Source organism: Tianweitania populi (assembly GCF_014652875.1).
GTDB lineage: Bacteria > Pseudomonadota > Alphaproteobacteria > Rhizobiales > Rhizobiaceae > Tianweitania > Tianweitania populi.
This window is the reverse complement of record NZ_BMZQ01000001.1, coordinates 242,139-266,669: the sequence shown is the minus strand read 5'-3', so window position 1 is coordinate 266,669 and position 24,531 is coordinate 242,139. Positions and strand designations below refer to the sequence as shown.

Below are 24,531 nucleotides of genomic sequence, written 5' to 3'. Positions count from 1 at the left end.
AACCAGCCTAAACCGAAGCGCCTGGTCGCTTCGGCTGGATTCTTGCGACGGCAGCCCCTACTTCTCGGGCATTGCTTCGCAAAGTGAGTCCGCTTCCATGTCCAAGTCCCTGATTAGCCAATTCGATTGTTCCGAAGATCGGCTGCGGCAGATGCTTGCCGACACGGTTCAGGGCGCGGATGACGGCGAGCTTTATCTCGAACAAAGCGAAAGCGAAGCGCTGATGTTCGACAACGGCCGCCTGAAGACAGCCAGCTACAACACGGATCGCGGCTTTGGTCTGCGTGCGGTTGCCGGCGAGGCCACAGGCTACGCCCATGCCAGCGAACTATCGGAAGCCGCCGTGTTGCGTGCTGCCAGTGCGGTCTCCGCTGTTAAAGCCGGCTATTCCGGCACGCTTGCTGATGCGCCGCAGGGTACCAATCGCAAGCTCTACGGCGACAACAATCCGCTGACCGAGCCGGCCTTTGCCGACAAAGCCAAGCTGCTTCAAGAGATCGACGCCTTTGTTCGCGCCGAAGATCCGCGGGTGCGGCAGGTGACGGCTTCACTCATCGCGTCCTGGCAGCAGATCGAGATCATGCGCGGCGACGGCCGGATGGTGCAGGACATCCGGCCGCTGGTGCGCATGAATGTGTCCGTGGTGGTCGGCGAAGGCGACCGGCAGGAAAGCGGCTCTTACGGGATCGGCGGGCGCAAGGGCTTTGGTGAATTCATCGCCGACGATTCCTGGCGCTTCGGTGCCAAGGAGGCGCTGCGTCAGGCGCTGGTCAATCTCGAAGCATCCCCTGCCCCGGCCGGCACGTTCGACATCGTCTTGTCGTCGGGCTGGCCCGGCGTGATGTTGCATGAAGCCGTTGGCCATGGGCTGGAAGGCGATTTCAACCGCAAGAAAACGTCGGCCTTTGCCGGGCTGATGGGGCAACAGGTTGCTGCCAAGGGTGTCACCGTCGTAGATGACGGTACGATCGCCGAGCGCCGCGGCTCGCTGACCATCGACGACGAAGGCACGCCCACCAATCGCACCGTGCTGATCGAAGACGGCAAGCTCGTCGGCTACATGCAGGATCGCCAGAATGCGCGGCTGATGGGCATGGAAGCCACCGGCAATGGACGCCGCGAATCCTATGCGCACCAGCCAATGCCGCGCATGACCAACACCTACATGACATCGGGCGACAAAACGCCGGAAGAGATCATCGCTTCCGTCAAAAACGGCATCTACGCCGTATCCTTCGGAGGCGGACAGGTGGACATTACATCCGGCAAGTTCGTGTTCGGCTGCACCGAAGCCTATATGATCGAGAACGGCAAAGTGACCCGGCCGATCAAGGGAGCCATGCTGATCGGCAACGGCCCGGATGCGATGCATCGCGTATCCATGATCGGCAACGACATGAAGCTCGATACCGGCATCGGCATGTGCGGCAAAGCCGGCCAGGGCGTGCCGGTTGGCGTTGGCCAGCCGCATCTTCGCATGGATCAGATGACGGTGGGTGGGACGCAGGCTTGAGGGCCACCGCTCAAGCGCGCTGTAGCTGGTCCATCTGGTTGTTGGCTCAGCGCGCTTGCCATTTCCGCATGTGCGAGGCGTAGTGAAGGTAGGAAGAGGCTGATCATGGCCTTGCCTGTCTTCAACCATGCCAGCGCGTCGCCAGCGGAGAATCAGTGAATGTCCTTCTCCTCCATCGTGATCCTCACTGGCGCTGGTATCTCTGCCGAGTCTGGCGTGGATACGTTTCGCGACAAAGGCGGCATCTGGTCGAAGGTGGATCTGCAGGATGTGGCGACACCGCAAGGCTTCAAGCGGGATCCGGAACGCGTTCATGCTTTTTACAATGACCGCCGCGCCGGGCTGAAAACCGTCCGGCCCAACGCCGCTCATCGGGCGCTGGCGCGGTTGGAAGCTGAGTTCATAGGCAGTGTCCTGGTCGTCACGCAGAATATCGACAATCTCCATGAACGGGCCGGCACCAAGCACCTCCTCCACATGCATGGCGAACTCACCAAGGTGTTCTGCACGAAGTGCGGCACCCATCGCGACGAACACGGCGATCTCACGACCTTCGATTATTGCAGCCAGTGCGGCGCAACCGGCACGTTGCGGCCGGACATCGTCTGGTTCGGCGAGATGCCCTACCACATGGACGAAATCCACGAGGCGCTGCACCGCTGTGATCTGTTTATCGCGATCGGCACCAGCGGCAGCGTTTATCCGGCCGCCGGCTTCGTGGAGGAAGCCCACGCAATCGGCGCACATACGGTGGAGCTCAATCTGGAGCCGACCGAACACGACAGTGCCTTCGACGAAGTGCGCCGAGGCCGCGCCACCGAACTGGTGCCGGCCTATGTCGAGGAATTGCTGCTGTCCTAGCGGCGCTTCTTGGGCTTTTCCAACAACGCGACAGCTTCCACATGGCTCGACCAGAGAAACTGATCGACGGGCGTGACAGACGTGATGCGGTAGCCGCCGGCGGTGAGGATCGCCAGATCGCGCGCGAGCGTGAGCGGATTGCAGGATACAGCGGCGACTTTCGGCACCTGGCTTTTGGCGAGCTGCTTGCACAGGAACTCGGCGCCTGCGCGCGGCGGATCGAACACCACGGCGTCGAAGCGGTCGAGTTCCTTCGTGGTCAATGGCCGTTCGAACAGATCGCGCTTTTCCGTGGTGACGCGCTTGAGGCCCGGCGTGAAGCGGAAGGCACGATCGAGTGCGGCCAGGGGTGCTGCATCCCCTTCCACGGCATGAACTTCAGCGCGAGCCGCCAACCTCAGCGAGAAGGCGCCCGATCCCGCGAAGAGATCGGCAACGCGCTTGGACTTGCCGATGTGATCTAAAACCAGAGCCGCCATCGCCCCTTCGGCCGACGCGACCGCTTGCAGGAAGCCGCCGGGCGGCACGGTGACCACCGATGCGCCCATCGAGACCTGCGGCTTGGTTGGCTCGACGATGATCTCGCCATCAACGGACACGCGGGCGAAACGGTTGGCGAGCGCGAAGTCGGCGATGGTCTTTCGCGCGGCGTCGTCCAGCTTGCCGCTTTCCAGCAAGGCAACGTCCAGCCCGGCCGCGGTAGCGGTTACGGTCATACGAAAAGGCTTGTTGGTGGAACAGCTTAGCCGCGCCACTGCGCGCAGTGATTCAAGCGCTTCAACGATCGGCGGAACGCTGATCGGGCATTCCACGATGTCGATGATCTCATGCGACAGATGGCGATTATAGCCGAGCAGCATGCCCGCTTCCACCTTGCGAAGGGCAAGGGTGACACGGCGGCGGCTGTGCGGCGCGCAGGGGATGATGTCGCCGACTTCCGGTGTCAGCGCCTGCGATTTCAGCGCCTGCACGACCTTGTTGCGCTTCCAAGCGAGATAGTCGGGCATGGCCATATGCTGCAACTGGCAACCGCCGCAGGTTCCAAAATGCCGGCAGGGCGGCTCGACGCGGTTGGCTGCCGGCTCCTGGATGGCGATCAGATCGCCGCGATCCTTGTTCACAGCGGCGGTGACAGTCTCGTCAGGCAACGTGAACGGGATATAGACCGGGCCGCGCTCGGTGTTGGCGATGCCGTCGCCCTGCGCACCGAGATGGTTGATTCGATATTGCGTGCTCATAGGTATTTCTCGGCTCCGAGAAGCCATTCCTTGTTGCCGTCGCCGCCTTCGATCGGACTGGGCGTGAGTCCGAGTGCTTTCCAGGCCAGCTGACTGTCGAGCCAAGCGCGCAATCGCTCGGCAGTGCGAGGGCCTTCTTCCGGGTCCTTCAGCAGGCCGCCTTTGCCGATCGCATCGCGGCCTGCTTCGAATTGCGGCTTCACCAGAAAAACCCCTCTCGCCCCGGCAGCAGCGAGATCGAGGGCGCGCGGCAAGGCGAGCGTCAAAGAGATGAAGCTGACGTCACAGACGATGAGGTCGATCGGCGCGCCGCCGAGATCCTCGGCCTGCAGGTCACGCGCGTTCTTGTTTTCGAGAGAGGTGACGCGTGGATCATCGGCTATGCTGGGATGGAGCTGACCATGGCCGACATCGACGGCGAAAACACTGGCAGCACCGCGTTCCAGCACGACCTGCGTGAAGCCGCCGGTGGAAGCACCGAGATCGAGCATGGACTTGCCGCTGACATCAATGCCGAAATAATCAAGGCCGGCGATCAGCTTGAGGGCTGCGCGGGACACGTATTTCTGAGCAGGATCATCGACGCAGAGCGTTGCATCGGGGTCGATCAGTTGACCCGCCTTGGTCACGACTGCATCGCCCACGCGAACGGTTCTGCGCTTCACGGCATCGCTGGCGCGCGATCGGCTGGCGAACAAACCGCGCGCAACAAGCACTTCATCGAGACGCTGGGTAGATTTGCCTGGCATCCCCGCTCCATGGCCGAAGCGGGCTGCGATAGCAAGCTCAGGCGCGCGCGGCGTTCTGACCGCGTCCGAGCGCGCCGAAAACAGAGCGCACGATGCCTGCGGAATCCAGCCCCGCATCGGCATACATCTTTTCCGGCTTGGCGTGATCGACGAAGAGGTCCGGTAGAACCAGAGGCCGCACCTTCAGCCCGTTGTCGAGCAGACCTTCCAGCGCAAGGAAATGCAGCACTTGCGTGCCGAAACCGCCGATCGCGCCTTCTTCCACCGTGATCAGCACTTCGTGGTCGCGCGCAAGACGGCGCACAAGATCCTGGTCGAGCGGCTTGGCAAAGCGTGCGTCCGCAACCGTGGTGGACAAGCCAGCAGCATCGAGTTCATCGGCAGCCAACAGGCAATCGGCCAAACGCGTGCCGAAGGACAGCAGCGCGACCTTAGTGCCCTCGCGGATCACCCGCCCTTTACCGATCTCCAGCACCGAACCCCGCTCCGGCATGTCAATGCCGACGCCGTTTCCGCGCGGATAGCGGAAGGCGATTGGGCCGTCGTCATATTCGGCAGCCGTGCGCACCATGTGCTTGAGCTCGACCTCATTAGCAGCTGCCATCACTACCATGCCCGGCAGCGAGCCGAGATAGGTGGTGTCAAACGCACCAGCATGAGTCGCGCCATCCGCCCCGACGAAACCGGCGCGGTCGATCGCGAATCGCACCGGCAGGTTCTGAAGTGCAACATCATGCACGACTTGGTCGTAAGCGCGCTGCAGGAAGGTCGAATAGATCGCGCAGAATGGCTTGTAGCCTTCGGTCGCCAAACCGGCCGCGAAGGTCACGGCATGCTGCTCGGCAATGCCGACATCGAAGATGCGCTTCGGAAAGGCTTCCCCAAACAGATCGAGCCCGGTGCCGGTGGGCATGGCCGCAGTGACGGCGACGATCTTTTCGTCGAGTTCGGCTTCCTGCATCAGGCTTTCGGCGAAGACGCGCGTATAGGCTGGCGCGTTGGCAGGGGCCTTGGCCTGCGCGCCTGTGATGACATCGAACTTGTTGACGCCGTGATATTTGTCGGCCGCAGCCTCAGCCGGCGCGTAGCCCTTGCCCTTCTTGGTCACGACATGGATCAGCACCGGGCCATCACCATTGTCGCGCACATTCTTGAGCACCGGCACGAGGTGTTCGAGATTGTGCCCGTCGATCGGGCCGATATGGTAGAAGCCGAGTTCCTCGAACATCGTGCCGCCGGTCACGAAGCCGCGTGCATGTTCAACCGCGCGCGTCACCGTGCGCTCGACGCGGCGGCCGAGATAACCGGTCAGCTTCTTGCCGATATCGCGGATTTCCGAATAGGCCTTACCCGAAGCCAGCCGCGCCAGATAGGCGCTCATCGCGCCCGACGGCGGGGCGATCGACATATCGTTGTCGTTGAGTATAACGATCAAACGCGCATCCAGCGCACCGGCATTGTTCATGGCCTCATAAGCCATTCCGGCCGACATGGCGCCGTCGCCGATCACCGCAATGACGTTGTTTTTGCCACCCGAAAGATCGCGCGCGACAGCCATGCCGAGGCCGGCCGAGATCGAGGTCGAGGAATGGGCCGCGCCGAACGGATCGTACTCGCTTTCCGAACGCTTGGTGAAGCCGGACAAGCCATGCTCCTGGCGCAGTGTGCGGATGCGGTCACGACGGCCGGTGAGAATTTTGTGCGGATAGGCTTGGTGGCCGACATCCCAGATGATCTTGTCGTCTGGCGTGTCGAACACATAATGCAGCGCCACCGTCAACTCAATGACGCCCAAACCTGCGCCAAGATGGCCGCCGGTCTGTGACACGGCATCGATCATTTCCGCGCGCAGTTCGGACGCGAGCTGCGGCAGCTCGCCTTCGGGAAGCGCGCGAAGATCGGCGGGAAACCGAACCTTGTCGAGAAGCGGGGTCTGGGGAGAAGGCTGCACTCTTGTTACCTTGCCGGCATCGTATGCCCGGAAATAGGGCCGCATGCGCGCGTTGTAAACGGGTGCTCCAGTTTGCCTATGGCGTAGTGCATTGATGATGGAGCTGGTTTCAAATCGCCAAGGAGCTAAAATGACCTCTGGGTCATTTAGCGCCATGTAAGAATGGATGAGTCGTACTTTGCGACTTGTCTGTCCGCCGAAACGAAGGTCAAAGCCTCAACGAGAGATTGAGCGATCATCAATCTGTCGAACGGATCGTGATGGATGAGCGGTAACTGATCGACCATCGCAGCATGGTTTTCCGTGACAGCCAAGATCTCAAAGCCGGCATCCTTGAACCGACGGATTGCCTCCACTGCGGGATAAGGCATTTGATGCTGTCGCAGCTTATATTTGATGGCGACTTCGAAGACGGACATTGCAGAGACATATACGTCATTTTCAACGTCTGAGAGAAGCTCGTAGACATGTCGTGGTAGGCGTTCGTCGTCAGTCGTTGCCCAGATGGCAACGTGGGTATCGAGCAACAGCCTCACTTACTATCCTCAGGGAAGATCGAGCTGGCATAGAAGAGTTCCTCGACTTCCTTGTCGAGTGCTTGGAAAGCCTCGTAGTCAAACGGTAATCCCTTAGCCAATCCCAAGCGACGGTGACGCTTCGGCGTTGATGTCAAAGGAACCAGCCGAGCAGCCGGCCTCCCATTGCGGGCAATGATGACCTCCGTCTCAGAGCCTGTTTCCACGGCTTCAACAAGCCTGGACAAAGACGTCTTTGCTTCCAGCATGTTGACGGTTTTCAGAACATCACCTCCTTAGTCAGGTCTGGCTAAGATAGGCTATGCTCGTGCTTTCAGCAAGAATGATCGTGCTTTTTGTCGGAACGCACCGGCTTGCTTCGTCCTTGTTCTTGCACAACAAGGGAGGAGCACTGCCATTATGTCGACGGATTTCTACTGGCCGTACCGAAGGACAGGCTGGACGACTACAAGCAGATCGCCGAAGCAGCTGCCGGGCTCTTCATGGAATGGGGCGCGACGTCCTATATGGAAGCCGTTGCCGATGATGTGCCTTACGGCGAACTGACCTCTTTCCCGCGCGCCGTCATGGCAAAGGACGATGAGGTCGTCATCTTCTCCTACATCACCTACCCTTCAAAGGCGGTGCGCGACGCGGCGCAGAAGAAGATGATGGAGAATGAGCGCATGAAGCCGATGATGGAAGACATGCCCTTTGATGGAAAGCGCATGATCTTCGGCGGCTTCAAGGCAATCGTGGAGCGCTAAGGCTTCGGTTCAGCCTTACTCTGGATCGAGCGGCTCAACGCCGAGCGGCTTGCCTTCGCGCGACAGGCGGATCTTTTCCACCTTGGCTTCGGCTGCCTTAAGCAGGCGGTCGCAATGATCCTTCAACGCTTCGCCGCGCTCATAGATGCGGATCGACTGGTCGAGCGGCACGTCGCCGCGCTCCAGATCGTCGACGATCTGCTCAAGCGCGGCCAGCGCCTGCTCGAACGTCATGGCCTTGATGTCTTCGTTTTCGGCCATAGGCTCAGCCCTTCATCAATCGTTTTACATGCGTCGCCACGGACGACGATAAGCCTTCGAGGTCATAGCCGCCTTCGAGCAGGCTCACTAGACGGCCGTTGGCGCTGCGATACGCCACATCCATCAGCTTGCCCGTCGCCCAGTCGAAATCGTCTTCCACCAGGTTGATCTCGGCGAGCGGATCGCGGTGATGGGCGTCGAAGCCGGCCGAGATGATGACGAGGTCAGGCCGAAAGTTTGCCAATGCCGGCAAAACACGGCTGGTGAAGGCGTCGCGGAACTGGCTGCCGCCGTCGCGGGGGCTGAGCGGTGCATTGACGATGTTGCCGACGCCCGTTTCCCCTTTCGCACCCGTGCCTGGGAACAGTGGCAGCTGGTGCGTCGAGCAATACAGCACGCTTGGATCGCTCCAGAAGATGTCCTGCGTACCGTTGCCGTGATGGACATCCCAGTCGATGATCGCGACGCGCTCGGCACCGTGCGTCTTCTGAGCATAGCGGGCGGCGATTGCCGCCTGGTTGAAGAAGCAGAAGCCCATCGCCATTTCCGCTTCGGCGTGATGACCGGGCGGACGGGCTGCAACAAACACGTTGTCGGCCTTGCGGCCGAACACGTCATCAACGGCAGCATTGGACGCGCCGATCGCGGTCATGACCGCTTCAAACGAGCGCGGGCTGAGCGTCGTATCAGAATCGATCCGCGTCAGCCCTTCTTCCGGGATGGCCGCCTTGATGCGCTCGAGGTGACTTTCGGGATGGGCGAGGAGAACCAGCTGTTCGTCGGCGGCAGTCGGTTCGACACGATCGAGCCCGTCGAAGTCTGGATCCTCAAGGCGGCGCGCAATCGCCCGCAAACGGTCAGGCCGCTCGGGATGACCGGGCGGCGTCAGATGCTCAAGAAAGATCGGATGGGAATACAGGCGCGTGGTCATGGCTTCCCTTATAGGCTGAAGCGCCGAAGCGCGACACGCACCTCAGCCTCGATTTTCCCTACGCTTATCGCAGGGACCTTCAAATTCGGCCAGTCTGGCCGCGATGGCGCAGATAGTGATCGGCGATGGCGCAGGAGACCATGGCTTCACCGATCGGCACTGCGCGGATACCGACGCAGGGATCGTGGCGGCCCTTGGTCATGACATCGACTTCCTTGCCCGTGCGATCGACGGATTGGCGCGGCGTCAGTATCGAGGAAGTCGGCTTGACGGCGAAGCGCGCGACGACCGGCTGCCCTGTCGAAATGCCGCCAAGGATGCCGCCCGCATGGTTGGCGAGAAAGCGCGGCTGGCCGTCATTGCCGCCACGCATTTCATCGGCATTCTCCTCGCCGGTCATCCTGGCCGTGGCGAAGCCGTCGCCGATCTCAACACCTTTCACGGCGTTGATCGACATCAGGCCGGCTGCGATATCCGCGTCGAGCTTGGCGTAAAGCGGTGCGCCAAGGCCGGCCGGCACGCCTTCCGCAACGATCTCAATCAAGGCGCCGACCGAAGACCCATTTTTGCGGATGCCGTCGAGGTAATCGGCGAACACGGGTACGGCTGCGGGATCGGGCGTGAAGAACGGGTTGTCCGCGCTTTCCACGAAGTCCCAGTCCCAGTTGGCGCGGGTAATTTCTTTGTCACCCATGGCGATCAGCGCGCCGCGCACTTTCAGGCCGGGCACAACGAGCCGGGCCAGAGCGCCGGCCGCAACCCGCGCCGCCGTTTCGCGCGCGGAGGACCGGCCGCCGCCGCGATAATCGCGCACGCCATATTTCACGTCATAGGCATAATCGGCATGGCCCGGACGATATTGCTGGGCGATGTCGCCATAGTCCTTGGAGCGCTGGTCGACATTCTCGATGAGCATGGAGATCGGCGTGCCGGTGGTAACGAGGTGGCCATCGTCCCCGTCAGGCAGAACGCCGGAAAGCATTTTAACTTCGTCCGGCTCGCGGCGTTGCGTCACGAAACGCGACTGGCCGGGCTTGCGGCGGTCGAGTTCGCGCTGCACGTCTTCCAGCTTGAAGCGGATGCCGGGCGGGCAGCCGTCTACCACGCAGCCCAGAGCGGGACCGTGGCTTTCGCCCCAGGTGGTGACCCGGAAAAGGTGGCCGAAGGTGTTGTGCGACATGGAAATTCCGCAGACGGCAAAAGGAGGCTGTCGCGCTTCTAGGAGTGAATCCGGCAGGGGTCAAACCGGCCACCTGCTCGCCTGCCTTTTATTTTTGACACATTCTCTTCGTTCTTGTCTGCTTAGAGGGCGTCGACTTGGCCTCTCAGCTTCTGCCTGTCCCAATTCAAGGAATCCCATGAAGACCGGTTTCGCTGCCGCCTCCATCCTTTTGCTGTCGATTGTCGGCGCTTACGCTGCCGATACGGAAGGCGAGATCAAGAAGATCGATCGCGACAACCTGACGATCACGCTGTCGGACGGTGAAAAGTTCAAGCTTCCCGGCGAGTTCGATGTCACTGCGCTTGAAGAAGGCATGGACGTCGTGATCGCCTATGACGAGGTCGACGGCGAAAAGCTGATCACCGACATGCAGCTGCCGGATCAATAAGCAGCTGGGACCGGCTTAGAGCCAGCTGAGCCGGTCATTTTCCATCCGCAAGATCCGGTCCTGCGGAATGTCCATCTCGCTGGCGGCCACCTCATCAGCCTCCCCCAACAGATGAAACAGTGTGCGAACGATGCCGCCATGGGCGACGCAGATCGTTTGCGTGCTGAGCTCGCGGAGCCATCCGTTGAATCTTTGCGCTAGAAGCGCGTAGCTCTCCGCTCCCTTGCCCGGCGGCAGGTAATTCCACTTGTCCTGGTTGCGCTGGGCGCGCAGGCCCGGTGTTTTTTCTTCCAGCTCGGCGAAGGTAAAACCCTGCCAGTCGCCGAAGCTGAGTTCCATCAACCGGCGATCGGTGCGGTAGGCTTGTGGATCGAGCCCCATGGCCTCGCGCAATCGCTCCATCGTGTGACGCGTGCGCTGCATCGGGCTCGACACGAAGTCGAACCCTGCTGCATCACCGATCAGGCTCTTGAGCTTGACCCCGTTGCCGGTCGCTTGTGCCCTGCCCTTTTCCGTCAGGTCGCGGTCGGCCTGGCCCTGAAGCCGCCCTTCCGCGTTCCAGTCGGTTTCACCGTGACGGATGAAGTAGCAGAGCGGTCGCACCACGTTCGGTCTTATTCCTTGACGACGGAGATGTCCGGGGCATCGACTGACTTCATGCCGACGACATGGTAGCCGGAATCGACGTGCATGACTTCGCCGGTCACGCCGCGGGAAAGATCCGACAGGAGGTAAAGCGCGCTGTCGCCCACTTCCTCAATCGTCACGGTGCGCTTGAGCGGTGCGTTGTACTCGTTCCACTTCAGGATGTAGCGGAAGTCGCCGATGCCCGACGCAGCCAGCGTCTTGATCGGGCCGGCCGAGATCGCGTTGACGCGGATCTTCGAGCCGCCGAGATCGACCGCCAGATACTGCACGCTCGCTTCGAGAGCGGCCTTGGCGATGCCCATGACGTTGTAATGCGGCATGACTTTTTCGGCGCCGTAATAGGTCAGCGTCAGGATCGAACCGCCATCCGTCATCAGCGGCTCGGCGCGCTTGGCGATGGCCGTGAAGGAATACGCGGAGATGTCCATCGTACGCAGGAAGTTGTCGCGCGTCGTATCGACGTAGCGGCCGGTCAACTCGTCCTTGTCGGAGAAGGCGACGGCGTGCACGACAAAGTCGATTTTGCCCCACTTTTCCTTTACCGCGTCGAACACGGCGTCGATCGTGGCCATATCCGTCACGTCGCAATGGCCGACCACGGTCGCGCCGAGTTCGGCAGCGAGGGGCTCGACGCGCTTGCGCAGCGAATCGCCCTGATAGGTCAGCGCGATTTCCGCACCCTGGTCCGCGAGTGCCTTGGCGATGCCGTAGGCGATCGAACGATTGTTCGCTACGCCAAAAATCAGACCGCGTTTGCCAGCCATCAGGCTATTTCCGACCGCCATTCCCGCGCTCCTGTTCAATTCAATTCGTTGGCCGCCCTATTGCACAGCCCTACAGCCGCTTCAAGCAGCCACGATCCCGTTCGCTGACACACGGAGGGCTTGGCTGGCTCTTGCTTAGGCGTTCTGCACGCTATTTGATGGCCAGCCAAGTGGTTGGCGGCTGATAGCCGTTTCGTTGCACGAACATGCTTGAGGAGGCGTGATGACGGGGTTTGGAGGAGACAAACCGTTGGCTTATGAGGATGTGCTGGCCGGGTTCAGCGCAGACGATCTGGCCTCGACGCTCCAGGGCAACCTGGAAGGCGGCATCAATGCCTGCGTCGAATGCTGCGATCGCCATGTCGGCGCGAACCGGCTGGCGCTTGATTACGAAAGTCAGGACGGTCGCCGCGAACAGCTTTTCTTTGAGGAACTGCGCGACCGCGCGGCTCAGTTTGCCAACTACCTCCAATCCATCGGTCTTAGCGCCGGCGATGTCGTCGCGGGCATGCTGCCGCGTACGCCGGACCTTTTGACCACCATCCTCGGCACTTGGCGCGCCGGTGCGATCTATCAGCCCTTGTTCACGGCTTTCGGACCAAAGGCGATCGAACATCGCTTGAAGATGAGCGAAGCCAAGCTGGTCGTGACCGACGCCGCCAATCGTCCGAAGCTCGCAGACATTGCCAATGCGCCGCGTATTGGCGTTTTCCTTCGGGCCGACAGAGGCGAGAGCGTCCAGGCCGGCGACGATGATCTGCGCGCCAAGCTCGCCGAACAGAGCACCGACTTCGCGCCGATCATGCGGCGCGGCGACGATCTGATGATGATGATGTCGACATCCGGCACCACCGGCCTGCCGAAGGGCGTTCCGGTACCGATCCGCGCGCTGCTCAGCTTCGACGCTTACATGCGCTATGCGATCGATCTTCGGCCGGACGACATCTTCTGGAACATCGCCGATCCAGGCTGGGCCTATGGCCTGTATTATGCCGTGACCGGCCCGCTGCTGCTCGGCCATGCTACGACCTTCTACGACGGTCCTTTCACGGCCGAAAGCACCTACCAGTTGATCCAGAGCCACGGTATCACCAATCTGGCTGGCGCGCCCACCGCCTTCCGCCTGCTGATTGCGGCCGGCGAAGACGCGGCAGCACCGCTGAAGGGCAAACTGCGGGTCGTGTCCAGCGCTGGCGAGCCGCTCAACCCCGAAGTCATCCGCTGGTTCGCCGCCAATCTCGGCGCGCCGATCTTTGATCATTATGGCCAGACCGAAACGGGCATGGTGGTCAATTCGCATCACGGCCTCAGCCACGAAGTGCGCCCGGGTGCAGCCGGTCTGCCGATGCCGGGCTTCCACGTCACGGTGATCGGCGAAGACAATGCGGAACTGCCCGTGAACACGCCCGGCGACCTCGCCGTCGATCTCAGCCGCTCACCTCTAATGTGGTTCGAGGGCTATTACCGCCAGGACACGCCGGCGATCGATGGCGGCTTCTATCGCACTGGTGATACGGCCGAGCGCGCCGACAGTGGCCATATCAGCTTTGTTGGCCGCAACGACGATGTCATCACCTCATCCGGCTATCGTATCGGGCCGTTCGACGTTGAAAGCGCGCTGGTAGAACATCCGGCCGTGGTGGAAGCGGTTGTCATCGGCAAGCCCGACCCCGAGCGCACCGAGATCGTCAAAGCCTTCATCGTGCTGAAGCCCGGCCTGTCCTCAGACGGCCTTGCCGACGAACTCTCCACTTTCGTCAAGAAGCGGCTATCGGCCCACGCTTACCCGCGCGAGATCGAGTTCGTCACCGAACTGCCGAAAACCCCAAGCGGAAAGGTCCAGCGCTTCATCCTGCGCAATCGGGAAAAGGAGCCAGGGCAGCCGGCGGGATGAAGCTAACCGGTTTACGCCTGCCGCACCCGCAGCAGATGCTCCAGCTCATGATCGCTGGCATCCAGCATGATGCGGACGTGGACATAGAGGTCGGCATGGCCGCCGGTTTTCACCGGCAGGCCGCGGCCCTTGAGGCGCAGGACCTTGTCGGAGCTTGACCAGGCTGGCACCGACACGGCGAGCTTGCCCAACGGAGTTTCCACGGCAACCTTGGCGCCGAGCACGGCGTCGCTGAGGGCGACAGGCAGGTCGACATGAAGATCACGGCCTTCGATGCTGTAGCGCGGATGGTGCGCATAAACGATCTTGACCAGCGCATCACCGGGCTCGCCACCATAGGGTGACGGATCGCCCTGCCCTTTCAGGCGGATGGTCTGGCCGTCTTCCACATAGGCCGGCAGCTTGACGGCGATGCGCCGTCCGCCGGGAAAGACCGCCTCGACCTTGGCGGCCGCGACGACATCCTCGATGGAAACCTGCATCGTTGCGTTGAGATCGGCACCCTTGGGCGCAGGACCGCGCGCACCGGCACCGGCCGCGCCGCCACGACCAAAGGCCTGGCCGAAGATCTCGCTGAAGATATCGTCATTACCGCCGCCAAAGCCGCCGGAGCGGAAATGCGCGCCGCCGCCGCTCTGACGGAACTGGCCGAACGGATCGCCGCCAGCGCCCGCACCTTCGAAGCCCTGGAAGCGCGGCTTGCCGTCGCCGTCGATCTCGCCACGGTCATACTGGCGGCGCTTGTCGTCGTCGCCGACGATTTCGTAAGCCTGATTGGCGGCGTTGAACCGCTCCGTCGCCTTGGGATCATTCGGATTCTGATCGGGATGATACTTCTTGGCGAGCTTGCGGAACGCCGATTTGATGTCTTTGGCCGAGGCGTCCTTGCTGACGCCCAGCACTTCATAAGGATCGCGCATGGTGATTAAACCGGGTTAACGGAAGTTATCGCCAATATGCGATCTCGAAACCGTGAATTAAAGAGTGCTTGTGGAACGGAGCACCACTTACATGCTCTTGAAGGCGCGCAACTGCCAGGCGCCGCCGTTCACCAGGCAGGCGTCGCCGTCATACAGGCTGACGCCACTATAGCTTTCGCGCGACACTACAAATTTGCGGCAGGTCAGACCTGAATTGGATTCGGCATATTCGGAGATGCTGGAGATCGCGCCGCGAGAGCCGGTATCGGTATTGGCCCAGGATACGCCGCCCTGCCCCACCGACTGGAGATCGGTTGCCGAAACCGCGTTGCGGATGATCGACTGGTCGGAGGCCATCTGGGTATCGGGTGCAGGCGTTGCCGGTACGCTCGACGTGGTCAGGCCAACATCGGCAGCCTTGTTCACAGACATGCCGCAGCCCGCCAGCATCGTGGTCAGCGCAAGACAGCCGAGCAAGCCTGCCGAGCGTCCTCTGGCCGACCGCTTCAGGCGAAGTGGTGCGTGGCTGGTGCTCAAACTGGTGCTATCCCTATCGGCGGGTTGCGCGAAACGCGACAATCGGCAATCTCCGTTTACGGATTTCGAGTCAGGACAGAATAGTGAACGATACACCGTTAACAAGCAGTGACTTTGCCGCAACGCAAAACCCCTTCGAACTGTTCGGCACGTGGCTCGATGAAGCCACAACCACCGAGATCAACGATCCCAATGCGGTTGCCGTTGCCACGGTCGATCCGACAGGCATGCCGAATGTGCGCGTCGTGCTTTTGAAGGAATTCGATGCGCGTGGCTACACCTTCTATACCAATTATGAGAGCGCGAAGGGTCAGGAGATCCTGTCAGCCCGGAAAGCCGCGATGTGTTTTCACTGGAAGTCATTGCGACGGCAGGTCCGCATTCGCGGCGATGTCGAGCTTGTGTCGGACGCGGAAGCCGATGCCTATTACAACACCCGGCCGCGTGGCAGCCGTATCGGCGCCTGGGCTTCGCAGCAATCGCGCCCGCTGGAAAGCCGCGACGTGCTCGAAAAAGCTGTGGCTCAGATCACCAAGCGCTATGGTGACGGCGACATCCCCCGCCCCGCGCACTGGTCAGGCTTCCGCATCGTGCCTGATGTGATCGAGTTCTGGCGCGACATGCCGTATCGCCTGCACGACCGCATCGTCTTCACGCGCGATGGCGAGAGCTGGACCACCGAACGGCTTTACCCCTGATCGAATTAGGCGGCGCGGCTGTCCGAAGGCCGCGCCGTCATCGATCCGTCATCGCCACGTTCAATCCCTGTCATTTGAAAGACCTATCCCCCGCCGCGTTGATCATCCGACTTTCTGAAGGGGGAAGTTTCATGACGCTCCGCGCCATTCTCGCATCCGTCGCGCTTTGCGCGATTACCGCTTCGGCCCATGCCGAACAGACGTTTCCCGCCAAGCTCGCAGGCCACGCTTATTTCCCGGCCATGACGCTTATCGCGCCGCCTGCAGACGCGCCGCGTGACGCCTGGACCTCCGGCAAGTTCACGGGCAAGACCCGCAACGAAAAGCCGATGACCGCACCCGGCGACGTGGGCGCTGCTTATGGCAGTCACCCGACAGGTTTGTCGCTGCCATTCTTGGGCCAGCCCGTGCAGGGCATGTCGGGCTTTGCCATGAATCTGGCCGAAGACGGCAGCATCTACACGCTGACCGACAACGGCTTCGGCGCCAAGGCCAACAGCGCCGACGCGCTGCTGTTCTTCCACAAGATGAAGCCGGACTTCGCCGGCGGCAAAGTCGAGCGCCTCGACTCCATCTTCCTGCACGATCCCGACCACAAGGTGCCCTTTCGCATCGCCTATGAAGGCACGGAAAGCCGCTACCTGACGGGCGCGGATTTCGACCCGGAAAGCATCCAGGTTCTGAACAACGAAGTCTGGATCGGCGACGAGTTTGGCCCTTACCTCATCCACGCGACACTCGACGGTAAGGTTCTTGCAGTTCATCCAACCAAGCTCAACGGCAAGCCGTTGCTCGGGCCCGACACGCCCGGCGTCACCGTTCCGGCTTCTGCGGGCAAGGATTTCCAGGCGCAGCGTTCCGGCGGCTATGAAGGCATGGCGCTTCAGCCCGGCACGAACCTGCTTTGGGCCATGCTGGAAAAGCCGCTTTACAGCGAGAGCGGCCAGCCCGAAGGCAAGGCACTGACCGTGTTGACTTTCGACCCCGCTAAGAATGACTGGACGGGCGACAGCTACAAGTTCCCGCTCGGCGAAGGCGCCACTAATATCGGTGACTTCAACTTCATCGATGACACCCGCGCCCTGGTGATCGAGCGCGATGCCGGCGAAGGCAATGCTAGCCTGGAATGCAAAGCCGACAGCACAGACAAATCGGCATGCTATCCTATGCCGGCCAAGGTCAAGCGCATCGTGCTGGTGGATACCGCCCAGATCGACCAGGATGGCGCGATGCGCCGCATCGGTTCCATCGACCTGATGAACATCGATGATCCGGACGGCAAGTCGATCAAGGAGATCGTCAAGAACGATCCGGACGGCAAGTTCACCTTCCCGTTCCAGACGATCGAAGACGTCATCAAGATCGACGACACGCATATCCTGGTCGCCGACGACAACAACCTGCCCTTCTCGGGCGGTCGTGAGATCGGCAAGGCTGCCCACAACGAGTTCATCCTGCTCGAAGTGGCCGACTTCCTCTCCGCCAAGTAAGCAACGATCCAAATCAAGCAACGGCTGGCGCAAGCTCGCCGTTGCTTGGCAAACAGCAGGCGCCTGCAAGTTCATCTGGATGTGACTCAGCTACAATGCTAAGCGCAGCCTATACAGGGGGACACAATGCAGGCACTTCTTGCAACCATGGCCGATTGGCCGCCGATCGCCGTTTACGCGCTGGTTGGCGCTCTAGTCGGCCTCATCGGCTTCCTGGTTGCCTACCCGTTCAGACAAGCGGGATACAAGTTCGCTCAGTTCATACCCATCATCTTGGTGGCTTCGACGGTGCCGTTGATGCCGCAGTTATTGCCGCCCTTGCTGATCGAGGCAAAGATCAACGCGTCGCTGCCGCAGAAGATCGATGATGCGACGACCCTGCAGTCAGCCAGCATTTCGGAAAAGGAACTTACCTACTTCTTTACGATCGAGGGTGAGCTTCCTGCTGATTTCGACGTGTCGGTCATCAAGGCCGACAACCTCTCGACCTTCTGCAGCACGTTCCGTTCTTCGTTCGAGAACAGGTTCTACACCAAAGTCATCTATGACTATCAGACACAGGCAGGATCGAAGCAGTTCACGGTTACGCCTGACGATTGCCGGTAAGCGGCTTGTCCGGCAAGTTGGCTGCGGAATGATGGCCTGGGATGATCCGGCTCAATGAAGACAATGAACCTCATTCATAACGAGCGTACGAAACTAACTGCTGGTGCGTTGGATCGAACATCAACAGCGTTTTTCGCTGTCGGTGTTCTCGGGCAAGCCTTCTCGCTCGTTCCGAGCAACGAAAGCTCTCTCGGCGTCATTGGCATTTTAGTTTGGTTTTTTGCTGCAATCTGCCTACATGTTGCAGCAAGGCACGTTCTAAGGAGCTTGCAGGAATGACGTTCGATATTTTCTTCTGGTACGTATTCCCGCTGATCGTCGGCGTCGGCGCCCTTGGCTGGGTTGCGTTCGATCGCCGCAAGCAGCATCGGATGCATCCCGGCGAGTAAGCTCGGGCACAGCATCGCGATTGTCGGCGGGCCCTCAGGCCCGCTTTTTCATATCAGCGCCGACGGCTTAGCTGAAGCCGACAACAGCGTGCGGAACATAGGGCGCATCGAGTGAGGCTAGCTCGTCCGGCGTCAACTTCACCGACAAAGCCGCCACTGCATCGTCCAGATGGTTCGGCTTGCTCGCGCCGACGATCGGGGCCGTGATCGGCTCCTTCTGCAGCACCCATGCCAAGGCTACCTGCGCGCGCGAAATACCACGCTTTTCAGCAACATGGGCTACGGCTTCCACCACCTTGCGGTCGGCTTCGGCGGTCTTTGCATAGAGCGTCTGGCCGAACTTGTCGGTGTCGGAGCGGAAGCTGCTTTCTTCCCAGTCGCGCGTCAACCGACCACGGGCCATCGGGCTCCAGGGAATGACGCCAATGCCTTCCGCCTTGCACAGCGGCAGCATCTCGCGCTCTTCCTCGCGATACAGCAGGTTGACGTAGTTTTGCATCGTCGCGAACCGCGCCCAGCCCTTGCGCTCGGAAAGAGCCAGCGCCTGCGCGAACTGCCACGCATACATGGAAGACGCGCCGATATAGCGTGCCTTGCCTGCCCGCACGACATCGTTCAACGCTTCCAGCGTTTCCTCGATTGGTGTGGCATGGTCGAAGCGATGGATCTGGTAGAGGTCCACATAGTCAGTGCCAAGGCGTTTCAGACTGTGATCGATCTCCGTCAGGATTGCCTTGCGCGATAGGCCGGCGCCGTTCGGGCCGGGGCGCATGCGGTTATACACCTTGGTGGCAATCACCACCTCGTCGCGATTGCTGAACTCCTTCAGCGCACGGCCGACGATCTCTTCGCTGGTGCCGTCGGAATAAACATTGGCCGTGTCGAAGAAGTTGATGCCGAGATCGAGCGCCTTCTTGATCAGTGGCCGACTGTCAGCTTCCGGAAGCGTCCACTCATGCGAGCCGCGACCGGGCTCACCATAGGTCATGCAGCCTAGGCAAATGCGTGACACGTCCAGGCCGGTGCGTCCGAGTTTGACATAGTCCATGCGGGTCTCCTCGATACTTGTTGCCGCTCGAGATAGGGTAAGCCACAACCTTTGCAGGGCCGTTTCGTTCAGGAGCCTGATGATCAAGACGCTCAGGGCCGATGTTTGTAGTCCGGTTCGTCGGAGTCCGGCACTGCGTCGCAACTGCCGCCGCCAGTCCAAGTGCTGTCGTAGCACCGGCGCAGCGCATAGAAGTTCAAACGTTCCAGCCGATCTTCCGCAAGAGCACGCCACCACAATGGCTCGATCTCCGCGCGTCGCTCGGGTGCGATCGTGCAAACCTGCGTACGCAAATCGCCGTCACAGGCCAGCGGAAATTCGTATACCCCGCGATCGACTACACCCAGCAGCGCCCGTGCGCCGCGCTCATCGGCAGGCGGCGGATCGGTGATCGCCTGCGTGACACCCCAGCGCGCATTGCTGCGTGTCGATTCATCCGTACCCGCCACCTCTTCGATCGGCACCGACCGGATGATACGCCCGCCGTTTGAATATTCGTTCGTGAAGCCGGCCTCCATCTGCGGCCCACGATCCTGCTCGTCGGTGCCGATGATGCTCAAGGTCTGCGACACATAGGACTCGCGCTTCTCGACGCCATCGATCGGCTGGACGCGGTAGGCGTAGTCGCTGCCTCGAAGGAAACGGAACTGCACGACGCCGTAGCGCTCGTTCAACCGAACGATCGTCGCCGGATTGCTTGCAGCGATCTTCTCCCATGCCTTCGGATCGGTCGGGATGGGATAAACAGTGATCACGCCACCATGCTTGAACACGTCCGGACCAACTTCGATGATCAGGTCAGGCTCCGCGGCGTGAGCAGTGCTCGTCAGAAGCAGCCCTGCAATGGCGGCGGTTGCGAGAGCCAGTCCTTTCGGAAGGATCCTCACGGTTTCTTCTTGTTCAGGAAAGCCGCGAATGCGGCGCGCGCTTCGTCCGACTTCAAGCCGGCCCGCACCGCTTCGGCTTCCTCGTCGATGCGCTGCAGCAGGTCGGTGCGCGATCCTCGGATCAGCTCGCGTGCGATCCGCAGCGCATTTGCCGGTTTGTCCGCCAGCCGGTCCGCCGCAGCGAAGACCGACGCTTCCAACTCGTCTTCACCCACCACAGCATGAATCAACCCGCCTTGGCGGGCGGCTTCGGCTGGGAGCGGATCCCCCATGACAAGCAGCGCGAACGCGGGTTGATGACCAAGCCGCGCCGGCACGAGAAGGCTGGAGCCGGCTTCCGGGACGATACCGAGGTCGACGAAGGGCGTGCGAAACTCTGTGCGTGGTGTGGCGTAGGTTAGGTCGCAGTGAAGATGCAGGGTCGCGCCGATGCCGACCGCGATGCCATCTGCGCCCGAAACCAGCGGCTTCTTGGCGGTGGCGAGCGCGCGCAGAAAATCGAAGATCTCCTCGCCCTGGCTTTCCCCGGACGCGATCTTCACGAAATCCGCGAGATCGTTGCCAGCTGAAAACGATCCCGGCACGCCGAGAATGACATGGACGCGCACGGGATCATCGGCATCCCCCGCCCGCAAAGCTGCGGCCATGGCGGTATACATGGCGAAGGTCAGCGCGTTCTTCTTGTCGGGACGGTTGATGCGGATGACGTTGACCGCGCCGCGCTGTTCGATCTGAATGTGCTCGCTCATCGTGAGTCCCTCTTCAGCCAAGCGCGACACGGGCAGCGGCAAGGCTTTCCGCACCCTCGATCACCCGCGCCTTTAATGCAGCACTCTCGCCTACAAGGTTTTCTGCAAAGAAGCGGCAGAGCGCCCGTCGCGCGGCACCGGTATCCGCCACCGCCGCACGGGCCAGATAAGCACCGCCGGCGGCCAGACCAAACAGGCGGAGGTAGGGCGTTGCACCCGCCAGCGCCTCGTTCATCCGGCCTTCGGCGAGCGCCGATTGAAGCCAGCTCGTCGCGTCATCGAGATCATTGATCGCGCTGTCCAGCCGATCAGCCGCGTTGCCGAGATCGGCCGAGTTCGACACACGCAAGGCCGCAACATCCTCGCGCAGTTCTGCGATATAGCCTGCCACCTGAGCCCCGCCGGATTGCGGCAGCTTGCGCGTCATGAGGTCGATCGCCTGAATGCCATTGGTGCCTTCATAGATCGGCGCGATCCGGGCATCGCGATAGAAGATTGCCGCGCCGGTCTCCTCGATGAAGCCCATGCCGCCATGCACCTGCACGCCGATCGACGCCACTTCGACACCGACATCGGTGGAGAAGGCCTTCGCGACCGGCGTCAAAAGATTGGCGCGTTCCTGCCAGTGCCTGGCTTCATCACCGTCAGACGAGCGCGCGCGATCGAGCGCGTTGGCACAAGCGTAGCAGATCGTGCGCGCGACCGACGTCAGCGCCTTCATGGTCAAGAGATTGCGCTGGATATCGGGATGCTCGATGATCGCGCTCATTCCCTCAATGGCACCACCCGCAGCCTTGCCCTGCCGACGCTCCTGCGCGTACTCTTTGGCCTTCTGATAAGCCGCTTCCGCGATGCCCACGCCCTCGATGCCGACATTGAGGCGCGCATTGTTCATCATGGTGAACATGCAGGCGAGGCCGCGATTTTCCTCGCCAAGCAGATAGCCGATCGCGCCAGCCTCACCGCTGTCTCCCTTACCGTCGCCAAAGATCATCGTGCAGGTCGGCGAGCCGTGGATGCCGATCTTGTGCTCGATGGAGGCACAAAACACATCGTTGCGCGTCCCAAGCGAGCCGTCATCCTTCACGAGGAACTTCGGCACCACGAACAGCGAGATGCCGCGTGTGCCGGCCGGCGCATCAGGCAGCCGCGCGAGAACGAGATGCACGATGTTGTCGGTGATGTCGTGCTCGCCATAGGTGATGAAGATCTTCTGGCCAAAGATGCGGTAGGTGCCATCTTCTTTGCGCTCGGCGCGTGTGCGTAGCGCCGCCAGATCTGATCCCGCCTGCGGTTCGGTCAGGTTCATCGTGCCGGTCCATTCGCCCGACACCAGCTTTTCCAGAAAGGTCGCCTTCAGCGCGTCCGAGCCATGCTTGTCCAGCGCCTCGACCGCGCCCATGGTAAGCAGTGGCCCGAGCCCGAAGGCCATGGAGGCCGCGCTCCACATCTCGTTAGCGGCAACATTGATCATCACCGGCAGACCTTGCCCGCCGAACTCTTCCGGCCCGGACAATCCGTTCCAGCCGCCTTCGCGCCAGCGATGATAAAGGTCCGCCCATCCGGCCGGCATGGTCACCGTGCCATCCTTCCAGCGCGCGCCTTCCTGGTCACCGGAAAGGTTCAGCGGCGCGATCTCCTCGCCCGCAAAGCGCCCGGCCTCACTTAGGATCGCATCCACCAGATCATCCGAAAGATCGCCATAACGACCCTTTTCGAGATCAGGTGCAAGCCCCGCAACCTGCTTGAGGGTAAAGGCGATGTCGTCGACCGGCGCGCGATAGGTCATGGTTCCTCCGTCCAATCCCGGCAGCGGCGCCGGGCCGACGAAGTGCTAACGCGTTTTGGCCGTTATTTGAAGGCGCAACGGCTTTGCTTGTCACAAGGACCCGCTTGCCAAGCCGCCGCACGATGTTACTGCTCAATGATCGGACTTCGAGGGCAGAAGCAGCAGCGCCGAGCCAGCCGGCGCGACCGGGAGGATGAGCCATCCCGGCTGAGGCAAACAGGCTTTGCCCTTGAAACTGGAGGTGACGATGATGTGGTTTCTACCACTGAGTGTCACCCTGGATATGAAAAGAACCCGGACCGGCTGGCAGCTGAAGATCCGGGTTCAATTCATGCTCTAGGAAAAGGAGGCTGGGCGAAAGCTCAGTCTCCGCTCCAGAAATATAGCAACGCTGCTGTAACGCGTCAAACCGACCCGCGATCGATCTCGATCGCCCGCCACCCAATATCGCGGCGGCAAAAACCTTCCGGCCAGTCGATGCGGTCAACTGCCTCGTAAGCCATGGTCTGTGCTTCGCGCACAGTCGACGCCTTGGCAGTCACGTTGAGCACACGTCCGCCACTGGCCACGAGCGCGCCATCCTTCAATGCCGTACCGGCATGAAAGACCTTCGCGCCTTCGCCGGCTGCCGTGTCGGCGCCCTTGATCACGGTTCCCGTGCGGGGCTTGGCCGGATAGCCTTCCGCCGCCATGACCACCGTCAGCGCCGTATCCTGGCTCCAGGACAGCGCCTGATCCGCCAATCTGCCTTCGGCCGCCGCATAAAGCACTTCAAGAAGATCGCTATCCAGCCGCATCATCAGCACCTGGCATTCCGGATCGCCGAAGCGAACATTGTATTCGATGAGCTTGGGACCATCCTTCGTAAGCATCAGGCCGGCAAACAGCACGCCCGAGAACGGCATGCCGATCTCGCTCATCCCCAGCAGCGTTGGCGCGATGATGTCGTGCATCACGGCCGTTTCGACTTCATGGGTGAAAGCAGGCGCCGGAGAATAGGCGCCCATCCCGCCGGTGTTCGGTCCCGTATCGCCGTCGCCGACGCGCTTGTGATCCTGTGCCGCGCCAAAGGCGAGAGCAGCGCTGCCGTCGCACAAGCAGAAAAAGCTGACTTCCTCGCCTTCCAGAAACTCCTCGACCACCAGCTCTGCACCCGCTGCGCCGAAGCTGCCGTCGAAGCAGGCGTCCACCGCGTCCAGCGCGTCCTGCGCGGTCATGGCCACCGTTACGCCCTTGCCCGCCGCCAGACCATCGGCCTTGACCACGATCGGTGCGCCCTGGCTCTCGATGTAAGCGCGCGCATCCGCTGCATTGTCGAAGCGACCATAAGCAGCGGTCGGAATGTCAAAGCGCGCGCAAAGATCCTTGGTGAACCCCTTCGAGCCCTCCAACTGCGCTGCCGCCTTGCTTGGCCCGAACACCTTGATGCCGGCTTCGCGCAACGCATCAGACAAGCCATCCACCAGCGGCGCTTCCGGCCCGATCACGACGAGTTCGATGGCCTTGTCGCGGCAGAAGGAAGCAACCACGGCATGATCCGTCACCGAAAGCTCAACCAGTTCGGTATGCTCGGCAATGCCGGGATTGCCGGGCGCGGCGTACAGCTTCGTCAACTTAGGCGACGACGCGATCTTCCAAGCCAGCGCATGTTCGCGGCCACCGGAGCCGATCAGGAGAACGTTCATGAGAAACAAAGGTCCGCAGGAGTCTTGAGTT

Annotated in this window: 25 protein-coding genes; 8 read left to right on the top strand and 17 right to left on the bottom strand. The window is 61.3% G+C overall.

Annotation, left to right across the window (positions count from 1 at the left end):
- Positions 1-97: 97 nt before the first annotated feature.
- Together tldD and IE166_RS01310 are read left to right on the top strand one after the other, a co-directional pair.
- Positions 98-1,513 carry a metalloprotease TldD gene (gene tldD / locus IE166_RS01315; RefSeq protein WP_189501124.1) on the top strand — a complete coding sequence of 472 codons (1,416 nt, stop codon included), beginning with the start codon at positions 98-100 and terminating at the stop codon, positions 1,511-1,513.
- A gap of 159 nt (positions 1,514-1,672) precedes the next feature.
- Entirely contained in the window at positions 1,673-2,374 is a 702-nt protein-coding gene (locus IE166_RS01310; protein WP_189501122.1) for an NAD-dependent deacylase, read from the top strand.
- Here IE166_RS01310 and IE166_RS01305 read toward each other — a convergent pair.
- From IE166_RS01305 to IE166_RS01285, 5 genes are all read right to left on the bottom strand, one after another.
- Positions 2,371-3,612, bottom strand: coding sequence for a class I SAM-dependent RNA methyltransferase (locus IE166_RS01305; protein ID WP_189501121.1), 1,242 nt, complete (start codon positions 3,610-3,612; stop codon positions 2,371-2,373). The two genes, IE166_RS01310 and IE166_RS01305, sit on opposite strands and share 4 nt — an antisense overlap.
- A complete protein-coding gene (locus tag IE166_RS01300; protein WP_189501119.1) occupies positions 3,609-4,361 on the bottom strand; it encodes a TlyA family RNA methyltransferase in 753 nt (250 codons plus the stop codon). Before IE166_RS01300 ends, IE166_RS01305 begins: the two co-directional genes overlap by 4 nt.
- Positions 4,362-4,398: 37 nt before the next feature.
- Positions 4,399-6,357, bottom strand: a complete 1,959-nt coding sequence (dxs, locus tag IE166_RS01295) for a 1-deoxy-D-xylulose-5-phosphate synthase (RefSeq protein ID WP_189501117.1) — start codon at positions 6,355-6,357, stop codon at positions 4,399-4,401.
- A gap of 101 nt (positions 6,358-6,458) precedes the next feature.
- A complete protein-coding gene (locus tag IE166_RS01290; protein WP_189501115.1) occupies positions 6,459-6,848 on the bottom strand; it encodes a type II toxin-antitoxin system VapC family toxin in 390 nt (129 codons plus the stop codon).
- A complete protein-coding gene (locus IE166_RS01285) occupies positions 6,845-7,096 on the bottom strand; it encodes a type II toxin-antitoxin system Phd/YefM family antitoxin (RefSeq protein ID WP_244641280.1) in 252 nt (83 codons plus the stop codon). Before IE166_RS01285 ends, IE166_RS01290 begins: the two co-directional genes overlap by 4 nt.
- A gap of 105 nt (positions 7,097-7,201) precedes the next feature.
- Here IE166_RS01285 and IE166_RS01280 point away from each other — a divergent pair, with 105 nt between their 5' ends.
- Positions 7,202-7,594 carry a DUF1428 domain-containing protein gene (locus IE166_RS01280; protein WP_189501113.1) on the top strand — a complete coding sequence of 131 codons (393 nt, stop codon included), beginning with the start codon at positions 7,202-7,204 and terminating at the stop codon, positions 7,592-7,594.
- A 15-nt stretch (positions 7,595-7,609) separates the two neighbouring features.
- Here the strand turns inward: IE166_RS01280 and IE166_RS01275 are convergent, their stop codons facing one another.
- The 3 genes from IE166_RS01275 to aroC all read right to left on the bottom strand — a co-directional run bounded on the left by IE166_RS01275 (position 7,610) and on the right by aroC (position 9,966).
- Complete coding sequence (locus tag IE166_RS01275; protein WP_189501111.1) at positions 7,610-7,855, bottom strand: exodeoxyribonuclease VII small subunit; 246 nt, start codon at positions 7,853-7,855, stop codon at positions 7,610-7,612.
- A gap of 4 nt (positions 7,856-7,859) precedes the next feature.
- A complete protein-coding gene (locus IE166_RS01270) occupies positions 7,860-8,786 on the bottom strand; it encodes a histone deacetylase family protein (RefSeq protein WP_189501109.1) in 927 nt (308 codons plus the stop codon).
- Positions 8,787-8,865: 79 nt separating this feature from the next.
- Positions 8,866-9,966: a chorismate synthase gene (gene aroC / locus IE166_RS01265; RefSeq protein ID WP_189501107.1), complete on the bottom strand. Its 1,101-nt coding sequence runs from the start codon at positions 9,964-9,966 to the stop codon at positions 8,866-8,868.
- 178 nt (positions 9,967-10,144) lie between these two features.
- Here aroC and IE166_RS01260 point away from each other — a divergent pair, with 178 nt between their 5' ends.
- Positions 10,145-10,396, top strand: a complete 252-nt coding sequence (locus IE166_RS01260; protein WP_189501105.1) for a DUF1344 domain-containing protein — start codon at positions 10,145-10,147, stop codon at positions 10,394-10,396.
- A gap of 15 nt (positions 10,397-10,411) precedes the next feature.
- On the opposite strand, the gene IE166_RS01255 is transcribed toward IE166_RS01260, so the two are convergent.
- The gene (locus IE166_RS01255; protein WP_189503167.1) at positions 10,412-10,999 is read right to left on the bottom strand and encodes a histidine phosphatase family protein; all 588 of its coding nucleotides are present in this window, start codon (positions 10,997-10,999) and stop codon (positions 10,412-10,414) included.
- 11 nt (positions 11,000-11,010) lie between these two features.
- A complete protein-coding gene (fabI, locus tag IE166_RS01250) occupies positions 11,011-11,829 on the bottom strand; it encodes an enoyl-ACP reductase FabI (RefSeq protein WP_189501103.1) in 819 nt (272 codons plus the stop codon).
- A 202-nt stretch (positions 11,830-12,031) separates the two neighbouring features.
- On the opposite strand from fabI, the gene IE166_RS01245 reads away from it, so the two are divergent.
- Entirely contained in the window at positions 12,032-13,702 is a 1,671-nt protein-coding gene (locus IE166_RS01245; protein WP_189501101.1) for an AMP-binding protein, read from the top strand.
- Between the two features lie 11 nt (positions 13,703-13,713).
- Here the strand turns inward: IE166_RS01245 and IE166_RS01240 are convergent, their stop codons facing one another.
- Both IE166_RS01240 and IE166_RS01235 read right to left on the bottom strand, forming a co-directional pair.
- Entirely contained in the window at positions 13,714-14,622 is a 909-nt protein-coding gene (locus tag IE166_RS01240; RefSeq protein WP_189501099.1) for a DnaJ C-terminal domain-containing protein, read from the bottom strand.
- Between the two features lie 87 nt (positions 14,623-14,709).
- The gene (locus tag IE166_RS01235) at positions 14,710-15,159 is read right to left on the bottom strand and encodes an RT0821/Lpp0805 family surface protein (RefSeq protein WP_189501097.1); all 450 of its coding nucleotides are present in this window, start codon (positions 15,157-15,159) and stop codon (positions 14,710-14,712) included.
- 83 nt (positions 15,160-15,242) lie between these two features.
- On the opposite strand from IE166_RS01235, the gene pdxH reads away from it, so the two are divergent.
- The 3 genes from pdxH to IE166_RS01220 all read left to right on the top strand — a co-directional run bounded on the left by pdxH (position 15,243) and on the right by IE166_RS01220 (position 17,953).
- On the top strand, positions 15,243-15,857 hold the full coding sequence (pdxH, locus tag IE166_RS01230; RefSeq protein WP_189501095.1) for a pyridoxamine 5'-phosphate oxidase: 615 nt from the start codon (positions 15,243-15,245) through the stop codon (positions 15,855-15,857).
- Positions 15,858-15,988: 131 nt separating this feature from the next.
- The gene (locus IE166_RS01225; RefSeq protein WP_189501093.1) at positions 15,989-17,347 is read left to right on the top strand and encodes an esterase-like activity of phytase family protein; all 1,359 of its coding nucleotides are present in this window, start codon (positions 15,989-15,991) and stop codon (positions 17,345-17,347) included.
- 126 nt (positions 17,348-17,473) lie between these two features.
- Positions 17,474-17,953, top strand: a complete 480-nt coding sequence (locus tag IE166_RS01220) for a hypothetical protein (RefSeq protein WP_189501091.1) — start codon at positions 17,474-17,476, stop codon at positions 17,951-17,953.
- Between the two features lie 456 nt (positions 17,954-18,409).
- Here IE166_RS01220 and IE166_RS01215 read toward each other — a convergent pair whose 3' ends face one another.
- The 5 genes from IE166_RS01215 to purD all read right to left on the bottom strand — a co-directional run bounded on the left by IE166_RS01215 (position 18,410) and on the right by purD (position 24,500).
- A complete protein-coding gene (locus tag IE166_RS01215; protein WP_189501089.1) occupies positions 18,410-19,390 on the bottom strand; it encodes an aldo/keto reductase in 981 nt (326 codons plus the stop codon).
- Between the two features lie 92 nt (positions 19,391-19,482).
- Complete coding sequence (locus IE166_RS01210; RefSeq protein ID WP_189501088.1) at positions 19,483-20,277, bottom strand: hypothetical protein; 795 nt, start codon at positions 20,275-20,277, stop codon at positions 19,483-19,485.
- Positions 20,274-21,026 (bottom strand): crotonase/enoyl-CoA hydratase family protein, encoded by a 753-nt coding sequence (locus IE166_RS01205; RefSeq protein WP_189501086.1) that lies wholly within the window; start codon positions 21,024-21,026, stop codon positions 20,274-20,276. The genes IE166_RS01210 and IE166_RS01205 overlap by 4 nt, the downstream gene beginning before the upstream one ends.
- A 13-nt stretch (positions 21,027-21,039) precedes the next feature.
- Entirely contained in the window at positions 21,040-22,815 is a 1,776-nt protein-coding gene (locus tag IE166_RS01200) for an acyl-CoA dehydrogenase (RefSeq protein WP_189501084.1), read from the bottom strand.
- Between the two features lie 404 nt (positions 22,816-23,219).
- A complete protein-coding gene (gene purD / locus IE166_RS01195) occupies positions 23,220-24,500 on the bottom strand; it encodes a phosphoribosylamine--glycine ligase (protein WP_189501082.1) in 1,281 nt (426 codons plus the stop codon).
- Between the last annotated feature and the right edge of the window lie 31 nt (positions 24,501-24,531).

Bases quoted from the DNA above. Each gene is read 5' to 3' on its own strand.
- IE166_RS01215 (WP_189501089.1), bottom strand. From the start codon at position 19,390: ATGGACTATGTCAAACTCGGACGCACCGGCCTGGACGTGTCACGCATT.
- fabI (WP_189501103.1), bottom strand. From the start codon at position 11,829: ATGGCGGTCGGAAATAGCCTGATGGCTGGCAAACGCGGTCTGATTTTT.
- dxs (WP_189501117.1), bottom strand. From the start codon at position 6,357: ATGCGGCCCTATTTCCGGGCATACGATGCCGGCAAGGTAACAAGAGTG.
- IE166_RS01245 (WP_189501101.1), top strand. From the start codon at position 12,032: ATGACGGGGTTTGGAGGAGACAAACCGTTGGCTTATGAGGATGTGCTG.
- IE166_RS01240 (WP_189501099.1), bottom strand. From the start codon at position 14,622: ATGCGCGATCCTTATGAAGTGCTGGGCGTCAGCAAGGACGCCTCGGCC.
- IE166_RS01260 (WP_189501105.1), top strand. From the start codon at position 10,145: ATGAAGACCGGTTTCGCTGCCGCCTCCATCCTTTTGCTGTCGATTGTC.
- IE166_RS01275 (WP_189501111.1), bottom strand. From the start codon at position 7,855: ATGGCCGAAAACGAAGACATCAAGGCCATGACGTTCGAGCAGGCGCTG.
- IE166_RS01285 (WP_244641280.1), bottom strand. From the start codon at position 7,096: ATGCTGGAAGCAAAGACGTCTTTGTCCAGGCTTGTTGAAGCCGTGGAA.
- IE166_RS01310 (WP_189501122.1), top strand. From the start codon at position 1,673: ATGTCCTTCTCCTCCATCGTGATCCTCACTGGCGCTGGTATCTCTGCC.
- purD (WP_189501082.1), bottom strand. From the start codon at position 24,500: ATGAACGTTCTCCTGATCGGCTCCGGTGGCCGCGAACATGCGCTGGCT.
- IE166_RS01225 (WP_189501093.1), top strand. From the start codon at position 15,989: ATGACGCTCCGCGCCATTCTCGCATCCGTCGCGCTTTGCGCGATTACC.
- aroC (WP_189501107.1), bottom strand. From the start codon at position 9,966: ATGTCGCACAACACCTTCGGCCACCTTTTCCGGGTCACCACCTGGGGC.
- IE166_RS01205 (WP_189501086.1), bottom strand. From the start codon at position 21,026: ATGAGCGAGCACATTCAGATCGAACAGCGCGGCGCGGTCAACGTCATC.
- IE166_RS01305 (WP_189501121.1), bottom strand. From the start codon at position 3,612: ATGAGCACGCAATATCGAATCAACCATCTCGGTGCGCAGGGCGACGGC.
- IE166_RS01220 (WP_189501091.1), top strand. From the start codon at position 17,474: ATGCAGGCACTTCTTGCAACCATGGCCGATTGGCCGCCGATCGCCGTT.
- IE166_RS01300 (WP_189501119.1), bottom strand. From the start codon at position 4,361: ATGCCAGGCAAATCTACCCAGCGTCTCGATGAAGTGCTTGTTGCGCGC.
- IE166_RS01270 (WP_189501109.1), bottom strand. From the start codon at position 8,786: ATGACCACGCGCCTGTATTCCCATCCGATCTTTCTTGAGCATCTGACG.
- IE166_RS01200 (WP_189501084.1), bottom strand. From the start codon at position 22,815: ATGACCTATCGCGCGCCGGTCGACGACATCGCCTTTACCCTCAAGCAG.
- tldD (WP_189501124.1), top strand. From the start codon at position 98: ATGTCCAAGTCCCTGATTAGCCAATTCGATTGTTCCGAAGATCGGCTG.